An 18,351-nucleotide genomic window follows, 5' to 3' on the forward strand; every position below is an offset into this window, starting at 1 on the left:
TCGAGCCAAACGTGCAGCCTTTCATGGATCACCCTAGTCTTGAATGACCATCATTTTGTAACAGAGTTCTTCAGGCTGAGCGCCCTTTACAATTTTAGTAGCGCCTCCTGAAAGCGCAGCAGCCTCCCGGCATTCCCCAAGACCAACAAGGTGCTCAGGTTATGCAGCACCGCCGCCAGCATGGCACCCGCAACACCGAGTAGACCAAAGGCTGCCAATGCAACGATAGCCAATGTCCAGCCCAGGCCGATGATCACATTCACTTGCAGGGTCTGACGGCACAGGCGGCTCAGGCGAACGCAGGTGCCGAGACGACGCAAGTCGCTGCCGATCAGCACGATATCCGCCGAAGCCAGAGCGATATCGGCACCGCCAGCGCCCATGGCGACGCCGACGACACCGGCCTTCAAGGCCAGGGAATCGTTGATGCCGTCACCCACCACCATGGGCCTGAAGCCCTGGGCAATTTCACCTTTGACCCGATTGAGTTTGTCTTCCGGCAATGCCTGCGCCTGAACGTCGACGATCCCGACTTCCCGCGCCAGAGTGTCGGCAACGGTCTGGCGATCCCCGGTCAGCAACAATTGCCGCCCCAGACCCAACTCGCGCAATTCGGCCAGCGCCTTGTGGGCCTCGGGTTTGAGCGTGTCGGACAGCAGCAACCAGGCCTGAAAGACACCATCCAGCGCCAGCCCGGCCAGCGGGCCGTCATGCTCGGGCACCGCAGGCGTGGCAATGCTCAGTTGCTCGAACAACTCGGGACGTCCCAGTGCCGCTTCACCATGGGCAGTCGATGCCACCACGCCCAGGCCTTGGCGTTCACGAATATCGCTGAGCGGCAGCAATCGATCCTTATCCACAAGCCCGGCCAGTGCGCGACTGACCGGATGGCTGCTGGCCGATCCGAGGCTGGCCGCCAATGGCAGCAGATCCGCATGCCCCGCGCTGTCCTGTATCGATTGCAGGCGCAGGGTGCCAAACGTCAGGGTGCCGGTTTTATCCACAACCAGAGAAGTCAGGTCTGCCAGTTCTTCGAGAAATGCAGAGCTGCGGATCAGAATCCCGTGACGGGCCGCCACGGCAATCCCGGCAATGGCCGTGGCCGGAGCAGAGAGCACCAGCGCACAGGGACAGGCCGCAACCAGCACGGCCAGCATCGCTTGAGCGTCCTGGGTGATAAACCAGGTCAGTGCGGCAATCAGCAACACCAGCACCATGTAGCTGCCGGCATAGCGTTCCAGCAAACGGGTGATGGGCGGCTTGGAACGCTCGGCGTTCTGCATCAGCGCGATGACCTTGCCCAGCGTGGACTGGTCGCCGGTGCGCGTCACTTCGATGCGCAGCAGGCCGTCGAGGTTGATCGCACCGCCGTAGACCTCCATGCCCGCCTGAGCCTCCAGCGGGACCGACTCGCCGGTAATGGAAGAGGTATCGAGGCTGGCCTGACCCGACAGCACCCGGCCATCGGCGGGCACGCGGTCACCGGCCCGTACCTCGACCTGATCACCGGCCTGCAACGTCGAGTTATCCACTTCATGCACGCTGCCATCGGCCTTGATAAGCCTGGCGTGGCTGCGGGTCAACTGGCCCACCGCCTGAATGGCTTCCTGAGAGCCGATCACGCTGCGCTCTTCCAGCACATGGCCGAAGATCATGATGATCGGCAACAAAGCTGCCGTCATGAGATCACCCGTGGCCCATGCACCCAACATCGCCAGCGCAATCAACTGATCGGTGATGCCGTGCAAACTCGGGTGGCGCAAGCTGTGCCAGCCGGCGCTGATGACCGGGATCGCCACCAGCAGCGAGGCCGCGCCCAGCAGCAACTGGCTGACACCGGTCTGTTCAGGCGTAATCAGCCGCCAGATCAGGCCAAGCCCCAATAAGCCCAAGGCCAGCATGGCAAGGGTCAACTGGCGGGCCGCACTGCGTTGTTCCGCGTTGCTTAGCAGGCTGGCGGCTTCGGGCCTGGCGTGGGTGTGAACGGCTTCGCCACTCATTGTTCGGCTCCCTGAATGATCAGGCGGGAATCGTCTTTGGGATTGACCGTCGTGACCGATCCGGCCTGCCCGAGAATTTTCGGCACACGCTCGCGGTAGAGGCGTTGCAACAGGCCGGGATCGTTACGGTTCTGGACCGACTGCGAGAGGCTGGCCACGGTCGCGGTGTCGGTCCGGGCCTTGGCCAGCCGCTCCGACGCCTGGGCGTGCGCGACCTGCAAGGTTCGGTCGGCCTGCTGGTTGGCAGCCTGGGTGAGTTTTTCCGCCTCGTTGCGCGCATTGGCCACGGCCTGATCCGCCTGCTGGCTGGCGGTCAGCACAGCATTGAACGCATTGACGGCAGCCTTGGGCAGACTGGACTGCACATCCACCCGCGCCACTTCGATGCCCACTCCGGAACCTGTGGCCGCCAGTTCGGCCAGACGCTGATTGATCCCGCGCACCAGATCGCTACGTAACCGCTCACGCCGTTCGGCGGCCTTGCTGTCGACCCCGATCATCTCAGGGCGGGCCACCAGAATGGTGTCCAGGTCACGCCCTGCGGTCAGCGCCACGGCGCTGCGATTGACCAGCCGGTCCAGAGCGGGCAGCACGTGTTCGCCCTGCAGGACAAAGGCATACGGATCGGTCACCTTGTAGAACACTGTCACATCCAGCTGCACGACACCCGCATCGCCAGTCAGCAGAAAACCCGAGCCTGCCAGGGCATCGCTCATGGGCACGGCAAAGGTGGCGACCTCGTCGGCCTTCTGGGCCTGAGGCGAACGCAGCAAGGTTTCGACCCGACGCTCGATCACCCGGTCCGCCGAAGGCAGCAGGACCACACGCTCCAGCGGCTGCGGCCAGGCAATCAGCAAACCGGCGTTCTGTACGCGCTCCAGCTCACCGAAGCGCATGATCACGGCGCGGTTCTGAGGATCAATCTGCCGCACGTTGGACGTCACCCAACCCAAGGCCGCCAGCAGCGTCACGCCGTACAGTCCCAGAAACGCCAGGCGGCTGGCCTGCAACCACGGGCTTGAAGGCTCACTCATGGTTGCGACCCGCTCTTGGCGTCCAGCGTGGGCGGCCCGTCCACCAATACCCGGAATGGCGCAGCGTCGGTGCGCAGAATCAGCTTGGTACCCGGCGTCACCACAGTGCCCAGCGTGTCGAGTGAGCGCAGCAGGTTGTAGAGCTGTGGCGAACCCGCATAGGCGCGGCCATAGATCTCGGCGGCTTCGACCCGCGACTGCGCTTCGATATCCGCGGCCTTGACCGTGGCGTCAGCTTCGACGATGCGCGCATCGCGTTCGGCGGCCGAACGGATCTGTGCAGCTTCACGCTTGCCGGCAGCCGTGCGTTCAGTGGCGATGGTTTCACGCTCGGCGCGCATGCGGTCGACCGTGGCGTTGAGTGTCACCGACGGCAAGGTCAGGCGCTCGACACCCACCTGCAGGACTTTCACGCCATAGGTGGAAAGCAACTGCTGCTCGATCTGCTGGCGCAGCTGGTTTTCGAAGCCGGTGATATTCACCTTGCTGGCATCGGTATTGACCAGACTCGACAGGTCGAAACTGCTGGCCGTGGTTTCCAGCGCCGAACCCACGAAGGTGCGGATCTGCCGGGCGGCCTCATCGGGTTGGTTCTGTACCGCGCGCATGAAACGTTGCACGTTGTCCCCATCGCCCTGCACCTGCCACGCCACGTAGGCCTGGACGATGATGCGCAAGCCATCGCGAGTCCCCACATCCTGCAAACCGCTGGAGGTGGTGCGCAAGCGCAGATCCACAGGAATCGTCGCCTCGAACGGCGCAGGCCAGCGCCAGCTCAGGCCCGGCTCCAGCAATACCCGGGACGGATTGCCGAAGCGGGTGATCACAGTCGCTTCCCCGGAGCGAACCTGCACCAGGCTCGCCGCCGCCAGGGCAAAGACGATCAGCAGACCTGCCAGCCCCATGCGCAGCCAGGTGCGCTTCCCTGGCACGGCGGTTTCATCGTGATGGTGGTGATGATGCCCGCCATGGGCATGATCGCTGTGGTCGTGATGGTCATGGTGATGATGGAACAGACTCAAGGGACGACTCCTTACTGAGCGGCTTTACGCGGCGCCGTTGGGTCTGCCGGTGGGGTGAAGGTGCGAAGGTCGATGGTCGGCGCACTGTTGCCGCCCAGACGGTGATCGATAACCAGCAATCTGGCGTTGCTCAGGCCATGGCTGAGCTGGGTCAGGTATTGCTCCAGCAGGAAGGCTTGCCCGGCCTTCGCGTAAGCCTGACGCTCGGCACTGAAACGCAGGTCTGCGCCTTGTGCAGTGGCCAGCACTTCACGGGCATTGGCGCTGGCCTGGTCATGGGCGACGCTGGCATTGAGTTGTGCCTGACTGGCTTGCGCACTGGCCGCGCCGCGCTCACGGGCAATCAAGGCCTGAGCACCGATCTGCGCAGCCTGTACGGCATGGTAGGCATTGGCGGCCCCGGCTGGCGGATGGATGGCCTCCACCACCGTGGCGAGAATTTCCACGCCACTGTCCAGACGCTGGAGATCCGCCTGAACCGCCTTGCCAATCTCATCGGCCAGCCCTGTGCGTTGTTCGCCGAGCAACTCATCCAGCGTGCGGGAAGCAAAATCATGGACCAGCACACGGCTGGCGGTGCTGCGAATCAGGGTTGGCACATCGGCGCTGTTGTAGGTTGCAGCCAGTGCAGCGGCATCGCTCAGCCCGATTCGATAGACAAAGCGCACATCCATGTTCACCACCTGGAAGCTCTGCTTGTCCCCTGCACTGCTGGCGATGACCTGGGATTTTTCATTGATATGGCTGGCGTCCCACAGGCGATTGGCGCTGGCAGGCGGTGGACCTTCGGCAGGGTCCAGAAGCTGCTCCACGGCACTGGCTTCGGAAACGCTGGTGGCCATCTCGTGAACCACACCGTTTTCCACCGCCAGCACCTTGCCGAACGGCCAGGGCAACCCGACATGCAGACCCGGTCCGAACACCTCGGCAGGCTTGCCGAAACGCTCATAGATCCCGCGGCCCTGCATGGGGATTTCGTGCACACCGGTCAGTGCCCAGCCCAGAGCGGCAATCACCGCCAGGACCGGCAAAAAGGCACGCCGCATATAGCTCAGCGCCCAGATCTGGCGCAGATCGATACCGAAACGGTTATGCAATTCATGCTGCAACACCAGCAACGGACGCGGCGGCCAGCGCAGCAGGTCAGCCATGAAACTGCTGGCCATCAAGCGAGGCTCAAGGCGCTCATTGCGTGGCGCGAAGAACGACAGCGCAGCGCGCAACAGGAATTCGATGGCGACCAGCGTCGGCAGGATGCCGATCAGCACGGCCAGCCGAGGCGGCCAGATACGATCGACGCTGGCGAAGAACAGACACAGGGCACCGAGCAGCAAGGCCCCGATCACCATGCGGGTCAGTTGCGCCAGTTGCCCGGCTTCGGGCCATTGGGCGGTCTGTTCATGACTGAACTGCCGCTCCAGCACCAGCAGCCCGAAAGCCATCAGCAGCATGAGACTGCCTGCCAGATTGGCGACCGAGGACAGTTCGGTGCCGGGCAAACTCAGGTCCCAGACCAGACGGATGCAGATCAGCGCCAGCAGCGACCAGCCCGCGAGCCACAAGGCCGACGCGCCCAGTTGGGCAAGCAGGGATTCACCCGCATCGCTGAAGCGGGTCAGCAGGCGCTCATACCAGCCGCTTTCGTCGATCGGCGGCAACGCCTGGCTCTGTTGTTCCCGAGGCGCGAGTGCGCCCATGGCTCCTGCGCGCCAGCGCGCCACCGACAGAGCCGATTGCAGACCCGCCGCCAGCAGCAAAAAAGCCGCCGCGCCGTTGACCAGGACTGCCATCCACAAGGAACTGGGGGAAAAAAGATCGATGAACAGCGCCAGCACCAGCCCGGTGATGCTCGCTGCGACAGCCAGATACCTGAGCCGACTCAGACGCCGGGCCTGTTGTGCCGCCAGTTGAAAGCGCGGCAGCCCTTCGAGGTCAGCGTGCCCTACATCCAGATCAACCCGCATCGCTACCCCGGAACCTGACTAATGCCGTGAATGATAGCGTTACGATATAACGCTGATCGTGAAACTTTCGTCAGGTGGGGGTTCGCGAATGAATTCGCTCCCACCGAAGGGCTGTAGGAGCGAATTCATTCGCGAAAAAGACGCCCCAGATACTAGCAAAATGATTGCTGAATATTGCATGACTAATGGCTTTCCAAGAGCCTGAAAACCCGGTTTCACGGCCACTCATCCGCCACAGACTCCTCTGAAAGCCTTGTGCCAAGCGGTCACCAGCCATCACAGGCTGGCCGGATCAGCCCTGAAATCCCTCGCCACTCGCCCCTCTCAGCCCCTGTTCATTGACGATGAGCGGCATTTTTTTGCACCTATTTTGGAACAGCATCTCGTCTTTGTTATCTGTTGTGGGTAGTTTGCGTTCGGCAAGGAGTCGTTGGCGCGCCATTTTCTTGTGCAGGACGCACAGAATTACTCAGAGGCTTCACTTTTATGAATCGCAGGAATCTCCTTAAAGCTTCCATGGCGTTGGCCGCCTACAGCAGCTTGCCGGCCTCGGGGCTTTTTGCTGCGCGAGCACTTGCCGCCGCTGCGGACGGCGAGATCGAGCATTTCGATTTCCCGACATTGCAGGCTCACGCCAAACAACTGGCCGGCAAGGCCTATGTCAGCACCAAGCAGGTGCTGCCGCCGGTATTGGCGGACATGACGCCGTTGCAGTTCAACGCCATCCGCTACGACGCCGCGCACTCCTTGTGGAACGACGTCAAAGGCCAGCTGGACGTGCAGTTCTTCCACGTCGGCATGGGCTTCAAGACTCCCGTGCGCATGTACAGCCTCGACGCCAAGACCAAACAGGCGCGGGAAGTGCATTTCCGTCACGAGCTGTTCAACTACGAGAACAGCGGCATCGACAAGAATCTGGTCAAGGGCGACCTGGGCTTTGCCGGGTTCAAGCTGTTCAAGGCCCCGCAAATCGCCGTCAACGATATCGTGTCGTTCCTGGGTGCCAGCTACTTCCGCGCCGTGGACGGCAACAATCAGTACGGCCTGTCGGCACGCGGTCTGGCCATCGACACCTACGCCAAGCGTCAGGAAGAGTTTCCAGACTTCACCAAGTTCTGGTTCGAGACGCCGGACAAGAACGCCACCCGCTTCGTGGTCTACGCCCTGCTGGACTCGCCGAGCGCCACCGGTGCGTATCGCTTCGACATCGATTGCCAGTCCGGTCAGGTGGTGATGGAAGTCGACGCACACATCAATGCCCGGGCCGACATCGAACAACTGGGCATCACGCCGATGACCAGCATGTTCAGTTGCGGCACCCACGAGCGCCGCATGTGCGACTCGATTCACCCGCAACTGCACGACTCCGACCGGCTGGCCATGTGGCGCGGTAACGGCGAGTGGATCTGCCGCCCGCTGAACAACCCGGCCAAACTGCAGTTCAACGCCTTCTCCGACAAAGATCCGAAGGGCTTCGGCCTGGTCCAGTACGACCACAACTTTGCCAGCTATCAGGACACCGTGGTCTGGTATCACCGTCGCCCGAGCCTGTGGGTCGAACCGACCACGGCATGGGGTGAAGGCGAGATCAGCCTGCTGGAGATCCCGACCACCGGCGAAACGATGGATAACATCGTGGTGTTCTGGACCCCCAAGGCCAAGGTCAAGGCGGGCGAGTCACTCAACTACGGCTACAAGCTGTTCTGGAGCCCGCTGCCACCGGTCAGCACTCCGCTGGCTCAGGTCAACGCGACCCGTTCGGGCATGGGCGGCTTCACCGAAGGCTGGGCACCCGGCGAGCACTACCCGAAATACTGGGCACGCCGTTTTGCTGTGGACTTCCACGGCGGCGGTCTGGACCGCTTGCCAGAAGGCACAGGTATCGAGCCGGTGCTCACGGTTTCCCACGGCAAGACTCAGGACTTCAACATCCTCGTGTTGCCTGACATCAAGGGCTACCGCATCACCTTCGACTGGCTGCCTGACAGCGACTCGGTAGAGCCGGTGGAAATGCGCATGTTCATCCGCACCGGGGATCGCACCCTGAGTGAAACCTGGCTGTACCAGTACTTCCCGCCTGCTCCGGACAGACGCAAGTACCCGTAAGCCTGAAGGACCGGATAAATCCGGTCCTGCAACATGATGCTGATCACTTAAGGCAAACACAAAACTTGTGGGAGGCAGCTTGCTGGCGAAAAAGGCCTGAAACCGACAGATATTCTGCGGTTGTACGCGAAAGTCGCCAGCAAGCTGCCTCCCACAAAGTAATCTATGGCCTCAACTGATCGGCATTAGTCCTACAACAGATGTTTTTCATGCGTCATCGCCTCCAAAGTTGACAGCTCGGCGAACTGCGTCTGATATATCCCTTGTCACGCCGTTGCGAGCATTCGCTCCAGACCTGCTCTTCCCTCCTTCAGTTCTTCCCTTATCGACCCGCCTGTCGCGGTCGAGAGCGGTAGCTTTGCCCATCCGAAATTCCTGACGCTCTTCAGAAGGCCGACATCATGGAGTTGAACCCTGCGGACAAGACGGCCGAGAGGCCGTCGATCCTGTCATTCGATAAATCGACCGTCGTCGTGTGGGTGGTCATCGGCCTGATTCTGGTCGAAACCTTTTCCGGCGTGCTGCGCTTCTACTTCGACAAGGCAGGCATCAGCCCGCTGCTCTATGTGCCCAAGATGGCGTGCGTCCTGTTGTTTGCCCTGGAGTTGCGCACGTTCAGGGCCGGAAGGCTGTTCTGGACGTGCATGCTGCTGTGGGTATTTTTCGCGATGCTGGCGATGCTGCATGGCGCCAGCCTGTTCAATATTGCCTTCAGCCTGTTCGCCTTGAGCCCGCTGTTTTTCGGGCTGGTGTGCAGTGAATACCTGTTCCGGCGCAGAAAACTGCTCGCCTGGGCCATCGGCTTTTGCCTGCTGGCGTCACTGGCGGGCCTGGCGCTGGACAAATACACCTTCGTGCCCTGGAAAGGCTACACCTACAGCGTGGGGGAAACGCAGCTCAGCGCCAACATGTCATGGAGTGCGGACGATGAAGACCGGATTGCCGGTTTCGCCCGGATGTCGAGCCTGCTGTCGATCCTCATCGCCCTCTACAGCCTGTACCTGCTGATGTTCATCCGCTCGCGGCCGCTCATCCTGCTGCTGAGCGCAGTGGCACTCTACGGAATCGTGCTGACCACCAGCAAGGCGCCCGCCGTCGCCTTCGTGCTGACCCTCGGCCTGCTGCTGATCCAGCGGATGAACTGGCCCTCCAGGCTGGCCTGCATCCTGGCAGTCATGGCCGGTTTGCTGCTGCCGACGCTTGGGCTTTTGCATGACTTCGATGCCCGGACAGTCAGCAGCGGCGGCAGCTCGCTGGCGTCGCTGTATGACCGGCTGAACAACACTTGGCCTAATATCGTCGACGCCATGACCCTGGCTGGCTGGGGCATGACCGGAGCGGGGTTCGGAATGGTCGGCAGTACGCTGACGATGTTTCCGGTTCCGGGCGCCGACATCTTCATGACCATCGACAGCAGCGTCCTCTACCTGTGGGTAATGCTGGGGGTGAGCGGGCTGTTGCTGTATGCGCTGCAGATTCCCCTGTTCTTCGCCCTGATCAACGAGCAAAGCCCGTTGAGCCGCATGTTGCTGGCGATCGGTTTCTGTTGCTGCCTGATCAGCTGGACCACGGATATCTTCGAGGTGACGGTAGCCAACCTGTTCATCGGCCTGGCCGTGGGCCATGTGCTGTTCGCCCGCCGTGAAGAGGATATGCAGGCGAACGGCCCGGCGCACATGCAGATCAACGCCCTGCCCGCTCCGCAATGAGGCCACGACATGAGAACCCTTGCATGGCTGCTGCTTGGCTGCCTGTCCGGTCACGCATCGGCCCAGGAAGAGCCGGTCTTTCTGACGGGGATCGGTACCCATCTGATGAATTTCGATCACCCGTTGAGGCAACCGCTCAATCTCGCCGAACAGGCAGGCTTCAATGCGGTCAGGGACGATATCTTCTGGTCCACCGCCGAGCCCAGCCCCAATCAGTGGCGCATCATCCCCCAATGGCGCAACTACCTGAACATGGCCAGTGACCTGAACCTCAACAGAACAGCCATTCTGGGTTACAGCACCTCGTTTCATGGCAACGCCAAACCCCGCACGCCCGAGGTGACAGCGGCGTTCCTGAAGTATGTCGACTACGTCAGCCGGCAACTGGGCAACAAGGTGAGTTTCTACGAGGTGTGGAACGAGTGGGATCTGGACGGGCCGAAGGACCGCAAACTCAGCCTGGACTATGCCGATCTGGTCACCAGCACCGTGCCAGTGATTCGCAAGAACACCCGCGACGTCAACGGGCCCCCGGCGAAGATCCTGGCGGGTGCAATTACCCGCGACGGCATGAACGGCGGCTTCGCGAACGGCCTGATCGAAAGCGGCGTGCTGGATCTGGTGGACGGCCTGTCCCTGCATCCTTACGCCCATTGCTCTGCCACCAACGGCAACACACCGGAAGCCTGGGTGCGCTGGATGACTCGCTACGAGCAGGACATCCGCACCCGCGTGGGCCGTGCCGTGCCGCTCTATCTCACGGAAATGGGCTGGCCCAGCCATCAAGGCCCCTGCGGCAAGAGCGAGGTCACCCAGGCCGTCTACATGGCGCGGATCTTTTTTCTGGCGCGCACGATTCCCAATGTCAAAGGCCTGTGGTGGTACGACCTGTTCAATGACGGGCCGAACCGCTACGACCAGGAGCATAACTTCGGGGTACTCAATGAAGACCTGTCGCCCAAGCCCGCCTACGCCATGATGCAGGCCATTGCGCCGATCATCAGCAGTTACACCTACGATGCCCAGGCCAGCACCCTGAGCGACAGCACTTACCTGCTGTACTTCGACAAGGGCGATGAGCGGGTTGTGGTGGCCTGGGCCATCGGCCAGCCAACGGATAAGCAGATCATCAGCGAACGGCCCATGAGCGGACCGGTGAGGCTGACCGACACTATCAACCCCGAACAGGGCCGCATCGACAGCAAGCAGTCATGGCAGTGTCAGGCCGGCCGCTGCTCGACCTCGGTCAGGCTGACCAACTTCCCCAAGATCATCAGCCTGAGCAGCAGTCACTGATCCAGCGGCGCGCCTGATGACTGAAGACGCTCGGCAAACTTGACCAGATCCGCCAGAGAGTCGGCCTGCATCTTGCGCATGACCGAGCCGCGCCGGACCTTGACCGTTATTTCGCTCACGTTGAGCCGATCCGCAATCTGCTTGTTCAGCAGGCCGCAGACCACAAGCTCCATCACCTGCTGCTCCCCCGCATTCAGGCTTGCATGACGCCGCTGCAACTCGGTTTCCACCGCACGGGACTGACGCCTTGTCCGATCCTGCACCAAGCCCTGCTGGATGGCGTCCAGCAAATCCTGCTCACGAAAAGGCTTGGTCAGAAACTCCAGAGCCCCCGCCTTCATCGCCCGCACCGACATCGGGATATCGCCATGCCCGGTGATAAAAATCACCGGCAGCCCGATACCCCACTTCGCCATCTCGCTCTGAAAATCCAGGCCGCTCATGCCCGGCATCCGCACGTCCAGAATCAGGCAACCGGGTGCATCGGGTCGCGGGCTGTGGAGGAACTCCCGGGTTGAGCCGAACAGCATGGCGCGCAGCCCGACCGAGGCCAGCAAGTCCTCCAGAGACGAACGCACCGACTGATCGTCGTCGACCACGTAAATGATCGGTTCTTCGTCCTGCGGGGCCGGAACGATTGTTTTCATCAGCTCTCCATCTTTGCGGTAGGCAGGGTGAAATGAAACGTCGCGCCGCCCTGCTCGCCGGGCGTCACCCAGATGCGGCCGCCATGGGCTTCAATAATGGAGCGGCTGATCGCCAGGCCAATCCCCATCCCCTGCTCCTTGGTCGTGTAGAAGGCATCGAAAATCCGTTCGAGATGTTCCGCCGGGACGCCGATGCCGTTATCGGATACCGAAAACCGGACATCCGAGCCTGCGCGCCAGTCCACCACCACCTGCAATTGGGCCTGACCCGGCTCATGGCCGCTCATGGCGTCCATCGCATTGAGCATCATGTTCAGCAGCACCTGCTGGATCTGCACACGATCAGCCAGCAACGGCGGCAAGCCATCGGGAATGTCCACCGTCAGGGTAACGCCCTGCTGGTTCATTTCACTATGGGCGAGGGAAACGATTTCGGCGACGGCATCGGCCACGCTCACCCATTCCTTGTGGGTCGAGGCCGGTTTTGCCAGCGCCCGCACATGCACGATCACATCGCTGGCCCGGTTGGCGTCACCGATCATGCGCTCGATGGCCTGTCGGGCCTTGGGCAGGTTCGCTGGCTCGTTCGCCAGCCAGCGCAAACCGGCATTGCCACTGGTGACAATCGCCGCCAGCGGCTGGTTGACCTCATGGGCGATGGACGCCGTCAGTTCGCCCAGCATGTTGACTCGCGCAATCTGCGCCAACTGGGTACGCGCCTCGTGAGCCGTGCGGATCGCCGCTGCCAGGCGCAACGCCAGATAGGTGGTCATGGCAATGGCCAGAAGGCTGATGCCGCAGTTGATCAGCCCTGATTCACTGGCTCGGGAGGTGGTCAATTCGTAGCTGATGACGGTGAGTCCCATGCAACCCAGCGCGACGGCGATCACGCCACCGGCCGGCATGAAACGCGCCGCCAGCAGCACCACGGCAATCTGGAAAACCCCGACCGCAATTTCCAGATCCGTCAGCGTATCGGCAATCGCAATGGCCACCGCCAGCGCGAGCAATGCGGCCAGTCGAACGGCCATTGCCGCCTTGCCAAAGGTTTTCGACTCACGCATTGCCCGGGTCTCGCTGGTTGATGAAGGCTGAATATGCCAGTTTTCGTGGAGCGCTTATGAGGGATTGTCGAGGCTGAACTGATCCAGCACTTCATCATAGGCAAAAAGCTCGGCATAGCGGCCCCACTGGGTAACGCTACGCAAGGTCTGCATTGCATCGCTTTCGGACATGAAGTCTTCCAGCTGGTCCCGGAAGCGCCGCGCCGGTGCCGTATGGGTGGCGCGATCATCCAGCACGCGACGGATATGCGCCACCAGCGGTACGAAACTCAGCAGATGATGGGCGAACAGTTGTTTGCGCTCATCGATATCGGCCAGGGCATAGCGACGCGCCGACGGCAGCAGGCGGATATCGCCACCCTTGAGTTCGGCAAAGCGCAGCAATTGCAGGACTTCGGCAATGGGGAACAGCTCGTCGGCGTTGTAGTGCAACGCGCTGGCCAGCTCCGGCAAGTCCGCCGTGGCGCCATAAGGCGGCGCATGAATCGCCTCGATCAACCCGGTCAGCGCGTTGATGGAAACCTGCGGCAGCACCATGCCCAAGCCAGTACCCGGAAAGACGCCCTGACGCAGTTCGCCAGCGTCACTGTCCTGAGTCATGAGCACGTAGATCTCTTCCACCAGAGCCCTGAACAGCGGGTCCTGACGGTTGCGCGGCTGTGGCAGATCGACCTTGATCTCGCTGACCACCCGACCGGGGTTGGAGGAGAACAGCAGGATGCGATCACACATCAGCACCGCTTCAGCGATGTTGTGGGTCACCATCAGGATCGACTTGATGGGCATCCGGCCTTCGGACCACATGTCCAGCAGATCGGTGCGCAGGGTTTCGGCGGTCAGCACGTCTAGGGCCGAAAAAGGTTCGTCCATCAGCAGCACGTCAGGGTCGATCACCAAAGCGCGAGCCATGCCCACACGCTGGCGCATGCCGCCCGACAGCTCCTTGGGATACGCACTCTCGAAACCGTCCAGGCCAATCAGGTCGATGGCCGCCAATGAGCGCTTGCGGCGCAGCTCTGCAGGCACTCGCTGCGCTTCCAGGCCGACTTCCACGTTCTCCAGCACCGTCAGCCACGGGAACAGCGCAAAGCTCTGGAACACCATGCTCACGGTCGGTGCCCGCCCTTGGGGCCCGGCGGGGAAACTCACTTCGCCAGCGGTAGGCACCACCAGACCGGCAATGGAGCGCAGCAGCGTGGACTTGCCCGAACCCGAGCGCCCCAGCAGACCGATGATCTCGTTTTCATTGAGCTTGAGCGTCACGTTGTCCAGCACCAGACGTTCTTTGCTGGCCTTGCCGTAGACATGCCGGACTTCGCGGACATCCACCAGGCAGCGCTTTTCGATAGTCATCATGCTTTTCACTCCTCAGACCAGGCTCAAACGGCGCTCGGCAAACCCGTAAAGCGGGCGCCAGAGCAGGCGGTTGAAGGCAATTACAAACACCGACATCACGACGATGCCCAAGGCAACCCGGGCGAAATCACCCGCCTGAGTGGCACTGGCGATATACGAACCCAGCCCGGTCGCCTGCAGGGACTTGTCACCCCAGGACACAGCCTCGGCCACGATGCTGGCGTTCCACGAACCTCCCGATGCGGTGAGCGCGCCGGTGATGTAGTAAGGGAAGATCCCCGGCAGGGCCACGCGCCGCCACCATTGCCAGCCGCGCATGTTGAAGATCCCGGCCACTTCCCGCAGATCGGTCGGCAAGGCGCTGGCCCCGGCGATCACGTTGAACAGGATGTACCACTGGGTTCCCAGCACCATCAGCGGCGAGAGCCAGATATCCGGGTTCAGCTTCAGCCCGACAATGGCGATGACCGCGAACGGGAACAGCACGTTGGCCGGAAACGCCGCAAGAAACTGCGCGACCGGTTGCAGCCGTTCAGCCCACACAGGACGCAAGCCGATCCATACACCGATCGGCACCCAGATCAGACTGGCAATGACGATCAGCAGGACCACACGCAACATGGTCACCAACCCGAGGCCAAAAGCGTTCGCCACATCGTCCAGCCCCAGTGTCTGGCTGATGAAGTGCATCAGCCAGACACTCGCGGCCACACAACCGGACAGCACCAGGACCAGCCAGAGGCTGTCAGCCAGGCGGTTCACCTTGGGCGTGGACGCGGTCTTGCGCGAACGCCCCAACGCCGCCCAGTTCACGGCCATCAAGACACGCCAGGGCGCTGTAAACGCTGCACAGACAGCAGGCACCAGGCGCGAACGCCCCAACAGGCTGTACATCCATGAGCGCGGACGTTTTTGCGAGGCGGTCTGCTCGAAACGAAACTTGTCGGCCCAGGCCACCACCGGCCGAAACAGCAACTGGTCGTAGCACAGGATCACCAGCGCCATGGCCCCCACCGCCCAGGCCACAGCCGCCGGGTCCTTGTGGGCGATGGCCAGGGCCAGCCAGGAACCGATGCCCGGCAGGTTGATCTGGGTATCGCCCACCGAAATCGCTTCGCAGGCCACCACGAAAAACCAGCCGCCAGACATCGACATCATCATGTTCCACACCAGGCCCGGCATGGCGAATGGCAACTCCAGCCGGAAAAACCTGAGCAGCGGCGAAAAACCGAACTGGCGACTGACTTCATTCAAATCGCTCGGCACCGTGCGCAGCGACTGATAGAAACTGAACGCCATGTTCCAGGCCTGACTGGTAAAGATGGCAAAAATGGCCGCAAACTCTGCGCCCAATTGCCGACCGGGAAACATGCCCATGAAAAAGGTCACGGTAAATGCCATGAAACCCAGAACCGGAACGGACTGTAATATGTCCAGCGCCGGAATAATGATCATCTCCGCCTTGCGACTCTTGGCCGCCAGAGTGGCCACGACAAATGTGAAGATCAACGAAGCCGCCAGCGCCGCAAACATGCGCAGTGTTGTGCGCAAGGCATACTCCGGCAACTGCGCCGTATCGAGCACCATGGGTGAACTGTCCAGTGCCGTCAGGGGTTGCGCCATCTGATGGACGCCGTGAAACACCAGCACTGCGATCACCGCCAGAAGCAGCACACAGATGAAGTCGGCCAGACCGGACACATGATTGCGCGTCGATCCGTACTTGAGAGGTGGTAGTTTTTTACCGGATTCAAAGACAGAGTTCATGGCTCACCTCGAACAATTGCGTACAGGCAAGGGCGGCAAAGTTCAAAGAACTGGCCGTGAGCGTTGAGAGAAGAGTTATAAGTTAAACAACTGTGCTCTAGTGATGAGCAAGTTTATAGAAGTGCGGGAAAGACGTGAAACCTGCAAAAGTACCCAATTAACAGACTTATATATAAGTTGCGTATACCAAAGTATAGGGGGCTTCGCTCACGGTAATACCGATCAGTTAAGGCTTACCTGTCACTTGTGGGAGGGGCCTTGGCCGCGACGACTTGCTGACAGGCAACACATTTTCAGCGTCTTCAAGCTGGCTGTCGCGGCCAAGGCCCCTCCCACGGATTGGGACCTTGCCTCTTAACTGATGGTTACACCCGGAAATGGCTCACCATCATCTGCAACTGGTTACCCAGTCGCGCCAGTTCGACGCTGGAAGCAGCGGTTTCTTCGCTGGCTTCGGCCGTCTGTTCGGACACATCGCGAACGTTCAGGATGCTGCGGCTGATTTCGTCGGCCACCGAACTCTGTTGTTCGGCTGCGGCGGCGATCTGCTGGTTCATGGCCTGGATGTTGGAAACCGTGCGCGTGATGCTTTCCAGGGAAGTACCTGCCTTGCGGGTCAGTGCAACACTGCTGTCGGTCAGGCTGCGGCTGCCAAGCATGATATCGGAGACCTGACGAGTACCGTTCTGCAGTCCGGCAACCAGGCTTTCGATTTCCTCGGTCGATTGCTGGGTACGCTGGGCCAGACCACGCACTTCATCGGCCACCACCGCAAAACCACGCCCGGCTTCACCGGCACGAGCCGCTTCGATGGCGGCGTTGAGCGCCAGCAGGTTGGTCTGTTCGGCCACGGCCTTGATCACGTCCATGACCTTGCCGATCTTGTCGCTTTCCTGCTCCAGTACCGTCATGGCATCGCTGGAGCGCAAGACTTCGTTGGCCAGCTTTTCGATCTGTTGAATGGCTTCGCCCACCACCTTGTCGCCTTCACGAGCTTCCTTGTCAGCCGTGGAAGCCGCAACCGAGGCCTGCTCGGCATTGCGCGCCACTTCATGCACAGTGGCAGACATCTCATGCATGGCAGTGGCCACCTGATCGGTCTCGACTTTCTGGTTGTTGACCCCGGCACTGGTCTGCTCGGTCACCGCTGAAAGCTCTTCGGCAGCGCTGGCAATCTGGGTGACGCCATCACGAATCCCGGTAATCAGCTCACGCAGCGTGGCACCCATGCGCTGGATGCCTTGTTGCAACACGCCCAGCTCGTCGCGACGAGTGACCACCACGGTGTGGCTCAGATCACCCGAAGCAATGCGGTTCACGACTTCCAGGGTTTCCTGCAACGGACGGGTAATCTGGCGAGTGATGATGATGGCCGCAAACACGCCCAGTAGCAGAGCAATCAGCGTACCGACGAGCTGGAGGTTACGCGCCAGGGAAGTGTCTTGGTCAGCCAGGGTTTTCTGCAGGGCAGTGAGTTCAGTGCCCACCTTGAAGATCGCATCCCCAAGAACCGTCATTTCCTTGCGCGTGACATTGATGGAGTTATCCGCATCCTTGAAGCCCTGTACAGAGGCCTTGTAGGCACGCAGTGCCGTTTCCAGTTGGGCAACCTTGTCGCTCTGGGTCGCATTGAACGCAGCCTTGAGCTTGTCGACACCCTGGATGGTGGCGTCTATTTGCTGGAATGCCGCCTGCTCGGTCTTGTCCGAAGGATTGCCGGTATAGCCACGCACTTCGTAACGCGCCAGTTGCACGTCCATACGGGCACTGGCAATCAGTTGCAGCAGATCGGAACGCGCAGGATCGTAGGAATCCAGCTTCATGACCGACTCATTGATCGCGGAAAGAAGCTCATTCGCCCGCGTCGCATTGACGCCCATTTCGGCACGCACAGTGACACTGTTGCGATAAGCCGTGCGCATCTGGTTCAGAACCTTTTCATAGCTATTGAGCTGATCGCCCAGGCGCTCCAGAAGCTGTGCATTCGCCGGATTGGTGAAGTTTTTCAGGATGGACTGTCGAGCGCTCTTGAAGGCATCCAGCTGAGTCTGGACATTCTGAGCAGCGGTCTCATCGCCATCGGCAAGCATGTATTGCAACCGGGCCACACGCATCACCGTCAGCTTGTTACCCAGTTCAGTGATATCGCCGATTCTGTCGGTGCGGTCGATCAATCTGTCCAGGCTGTTCCAGCCCACAAGAGCCAGTAGCGCGGTAAAAATCAGAACCAGGCCAAATCCCAGGGCCAGTTTCATGTTGACGCTGATATTCGCAAAACTGCTGTTCATAAACTCTCCGTGGTGTTCATCGATGCGGCCATGCAAAAGCTGAGGATTTTATTTTTTTAAGCAGCAGACTCGCGCACAGGCATATCGGCCCACCGGGC

General features: G+C 61.0%; 12 protein-coding genes and 1 pseudogene. 3 read left to right on the forward strand and 10 right to left on the reverse strand.

Features of this window, described 5'->3' with window-relative positions:
* Positions 1-86: 86 nt before the first annotated feature.
* Genes KQP88_RS24770 through hflK (KQP88_RS24785) form a run of 4 tightly spaced genes read right to left on the reverse strand, consistent with a single transcriptional unit; the run spans position 87 to position 6,020 of the window.
* Positions 87-2,000, reverse strand: a complete 1,914-nt coding sequence (locus KQP88_RS24770; RefSeq protein ID WP_216704456.1) for a cation-translocating P-type ATPase — start codon at positions 1,998-2,000, stop codon at positions 87-89.
* Positions 1,997-3,034 carry a protease modulator HflK gene (hflK, locus tag KQP88_RS24775; protein WP_216704457.1) on the reverse strand — a complete coding sequence of 346 codons (1,038 nt, stop codon included), beginning with the start codon at positions 3,032-3,034 and terminating at the stop codon, positions 1,997-1,999. The genes KQP88_RS24770 and hflK (KQP88_RS24775) overlap by 4 nt, the downstream gene beginning before the upstream one ends.
* Positions 3,031-4,056, reverse strand: coding sequence for a protease modulator HflC (gene hflC / locus KQP88_RS24780; protein ID WP_200994407.1), 1,026 nt, complete (start codon positions 4,054-4,056; stop codon positions 3,031-3,033). The genes hflK (KQP88_RS24775) and hflC overlap by 4 nt, the downstream gene beginning before the upstream one ends.
* An 11-nt stretch (positions 4,057-4,067) precedes the next feature.
* The gene (hflK, locus tag KQP88_RS24785; RefSeq protein ID WP_216704458.1) at positions 4,068-6,020 is read right to left on the reverse strand and encodes a protease modulator HflK; all 1,953 of its coding nucleotides are present in this window, start codon (positions 6,018-6,020) and stop codon (positions 4,068-4,070) included.
* 486 nt (positions 6,021-6,506) lie between these two features.
* Between hflK (KQP88_RS24785) and KQP88_RS24790 the strand changes: the two genes are divergently transcribed.
* The 3 genes from KQP88_RS24790 (at position 6,507) to KQP88_RS24800 (ending at position 11,131) form a co-directional block, all read left to right on the forward strand.
* Positions 6,507-8,126 carry a glucan biosynthesis protein D gene (locus KQP88_RS24790; RefSeq protein ID WP_200994410.1) on the forward strand — a complete coding sequence of 540 codons (1,620 nt, stop codon included), beginning with the start codon at positions 6,507-6,509 and terminating at the stop codon, positions 8,124-8,126.
* A 401-nt stretch (positions 8,127-8,527) separates the two neighbouring features.
* Positions 8,528-9,835, forward strand: a complete 1,308-nt coding sequence (locus KQP88_RS24795; RefSeq protein ID WP_216704459.1) for a hypothetical protein — start codon at positions 8,528-8,530, stop codon at positions 9,833-9,835.
* 9 nt (positions 9,836-9,844) lie between these two features.
* Positions 9,845-11,131, forward strand: a complete 1,287-nt coding sequence (locus KQP88_RS24800) for a glycoside hydrolase 5 family protein (RefSeq protein ID WP_216704460.1) — start codon at positions 9,845-9,847, stop codon at positions 11,129-11,131.
* Here KQP88_RS24800 and KQP88_RS24805 read toward each other — a convergent pair.
* The 6 genes and pseudogenes from KQP88_RS24805 to KQP88_RS25685 all read right to left on the reverse strand — a co-directional run.
* Positions 11,125-11,778, reverse strand: a complete 654-nt coding sequence (locus tag KQP88_RS24805) for a response regulator transcription factor (protein ID WP_216704461.1) — start codon at positions 11,776-11,778, stop codon at positions 11,125-11,127. The two genes, KQP88_RS24800 and KQP88_RS24805, sit on opposite strands and share 7 nt — an antisense overlap.
* A complete protein-coding gene (locus KQP88_RS24810) occupies positions 11,778-12,842 on the reverse strand; it encodes a sensor histidine kinase (RefSeq protein WP_216704462.1) in 1,065 nt (354 codons plus the stop codon). The genes KQP88_RS24805 and KQP88_RS24810 overlap by 1 nt, the downstream gene beginning before the upstream one ends.
* Positions 12,843-12,896: 54 nt before the next feature.
* The gene (locus tag KQP88_RS24815; protein WP_216704463.1) at positions 12,897-14,198 is read right to left on the reverse strand and encodes an ABC transporter ATP-binding protein; all 1,302 of its coding nucleotides are present in this window, start codon (positions 14,196-14,198) and stop codon (positions 12,897-12,899) included.
* 12 nt (positions 14,199-14,210) lie between these two features.
* On the reverse strand, positions 14,211-15,965 hold the full coding sequence (locus KQP88_RS24820; RefSeq protein WP_216704464.1) for an ABC transporter permease: 1,755 nt from the start codon (positions 15,963-15,965) through the stop codon (positions 14,211-14,213).
* 365 nt (positions 15,966-16,330) lie between these two features.
* On the reverse strand, positions 16,331-17,194 hold the full coding sequence (locus KQP88_RS25680) for a methyl-accepting chemotaxis protein (RefSeq protein ID WP_407681848.1): 864 nt from the start codon (positions 17,192-17,194) through the stop codon (positions 16,331-16,333).
* A 39-nt stretch (positions 17,195-17,233) separates the two neighbouring features.
* A pseudogene (locus tag KQP88_RS25685) lies at positions 17,234-18,253 on the reverse strand (methyl-accepting chemotaxis protein); the annotation flags it as partial.
* Positions 18,254-18,351 lie beyond the last annotated feature (98 nt).

Origin of the sequence: Pseudomonas lijiangensis (assembly GCF_018968705.1) — a bacterium.
GTDB classification, from domain to species: domain Bacteria; phylum Pseudomonadota; class Gammaproteobacteria; order Pseudomonadales; family Pseudomonadaceae; genus Aquipseudomonas; species Aquipseudomonas lijiangensis.